The organism is Streptomyces silaceus (genome assembly GCF_001419745.1).
GTDB classification, from domain to species: domain Bacteria; phylum Actinomycetota; class Actinomycetes; order Streptomycetales; family Streptomycetaceae; genus Streptomyces; species Streptomyces silaceus.
This window is the reverse complement of the sequence record NZ_LIRJ01000363.1, coordinates 378-2,017: the sequence shown is the minus strand read 5'-3', so window position 1 is coordinate 2,017 and position 1,640 is coordinate 378. Positions and strand designations below refer to the sequence as shown.

Below are 1,640 nucleotides of genomic sequence, written 5' to 3'. Positions count from 1 at the left end.
GGCGCTGATGAAGAACGTCATCGAGTTGTGCTCGAAGGGGCTGCCGTGGCGGTCCCGCATCAGGTAGTTGATCAGGCCCTTGGAGCGCTCCGGGTCCTTCTGGAGCTCGTCGAGGGACTGCTCGCCCGCCGTGGAGACTCGGGCGGCCCACAGGACGTCGGAGTCGGTGGCGGCGTGCTTCACCAGCTCGACGGTGACCTCGCTGCGGAAGCTGGGCTTGAGGTCTTCGGTGGGGGTCTCGCTCACAGGCGGGGGTCCTTCCATGTGCATCACTCGGGCGGCGCCCACTCTAGGGCCAGCCACTGACAATCGGTCGTTCGGTGACCCGCTACGACATTCTTCGACTAATTTGCCGAAACAGGGCACCTTTTGGGCGATTCGAGCGTCTGTCTCATCACAGAGTTCCGTTCGAGACCCGTGAGGAGAAGCGCGCCCCATGTTCCGTCGGCGAGAGCCCGTCCCGTTCGCCTTCATCGCCGAAGCCGACAAGTTCCGCAGCAACGTCACTCCCCCTCCCCGAGAGCGCGCATCGGCAGGTCAGATCGTGGGTCGCACGCTCATCGGCCTGACCGTGGTCGCCGGTCTGGTGGGATCCCTGCTCTTCGGGATGCCCGCGATGTCCGCCGACCAGTCGCCCGCGAAGACGCAGCAGTCCGAGGCGTCCGAAGGGCGCTGACCGGCTCCGACCTGCGCACTGTCCGGCACTGACTCGTCCGGACCCCCAAGGGTGGTAGCAGGGGACACGGCTCGATAGCCTCACCGGGCACAGCCCAAATGCGTGGATCGAGTGAGGATCAGCCCGTGCCCCTGCCCTTCCTGACCGCGGACCGCGCTTTCGACGACGCGGCGGACGACGCCGCGCTGCCTTTCGACGACCGCGACCACTGGCGCAGGCCCTACCGTCCCGGCCCGTGGCGGGTGGGCGCCGCCGCACTTCTGCTGCTGCTCGCCTCGTACGTCCTGTTCGCCGCCGTGATCATCGCGTTCGCGGACTCGCTCGCGGGTGCCGCGATCTGCGCCGGCCTCGCCGTGCTCATCATCGCGAGCGCGATGCGGCTGCTGCGCATGGGCACCTGGGTGAGCGCCCAGGGGCTGCGCAGGGTCGGCTTCCTGACGACCCAGACGGTGTCGTGGGCGCAGATCAAGAGCGTGCGCACCGCGCAGCAGCCGGTGCGGTGGCTGGGCCTGCCCCGCACGGTGCAGGGGCAGGCCCTCGTCCTCGTACGGAGTGATCAGCGGGCCGATGGCCCGCAGGCGCTCCTGACCGACCGGAACGCCGACTTCCTGGCGCGGCGCGAGGCCTTCAACCGTGCCGCCGACGCCATCGAGGTGTGGGCCGACCAGTACCGGCCCACCGCCTAGTCATCCCCTCGCCGCCCGGTCGACGCGTCTCACGCGTCGACCGGCTTGCCCGCGTGCAGGGCGATCGCCCGCTGCATGGCCTTCCGCGCGCGCGGGGTGTCCCGGGCGTCGTGGTAGGCCACGGCCAGGCGGAACCAGCAGCGCCAGTCGTCCGGTGAGTCCTCCGTCTCGGCCTTGCGGCGGGCGAAGACCTCGTCGGCCGACTCGCGGTCGATGCGGCCGCCGGGCGTGCGCTTCAACTCGTCGACGGGGAGGCCGCCCTCGGCGTCCAGCTCGGC

The 1,640-nt window shown here is 70.1% G+C and carries 3 protein-coding genes and 1 pseudogene; 2 read left to right on the top strand and 2 right to left on the bottom strand.

Annotated elements, in window-relative coordinates:
* Positions 1-264: FAD-dependent thymidylate synthase (locus AOK22_RS29450; RefSeq protein ID WP_425264085.1), on the bottom strand; the 264-nt coding region annotated here is incomplete at its 3' end.
* A gap of 172 nt (positions 265-436) precedes the next feature.
* Between AOK22_RS29450 and AOK22_RS29445 the strand changes: the two genes are divergently transcribed.
* Together AOK22_RS29445 and AOK22_RS29440 are read left to right on the top strand one after the other, a co-directional pair.
* Positions 437-676: a hypothetical protein gene (locus tag AOK22_RS29445; protein ID WP_055701766.1), complete on the top strand. Its 240-nt coding sequence runs from the start codon at positions 437-439 to the stop codon at positions 674-676.
* 125 nt (positions 677-801) lie between these two features.
* Complete coding sequence (locus AOK22_RS29440; RefSeq protein WP_055701765.1) at positions 802-1,362, top strand: PH domain-containing protein; 561 nt, start codon at positions 802-804, stop codon at positions 1,360-1,362.
* A 29-nt stretch (positions 1,363-1,391) separates the two neighbouring features.
* On the opposite strand, the pseudogene AOK22_RS29435 reads toward AOK22_RS29440, so the two are convergent.
* Positions 1,392-1,640: pseudogene (locus AOK22_RS29435) on the bottom strand (hypothetical protein); the annotation flags it as partial.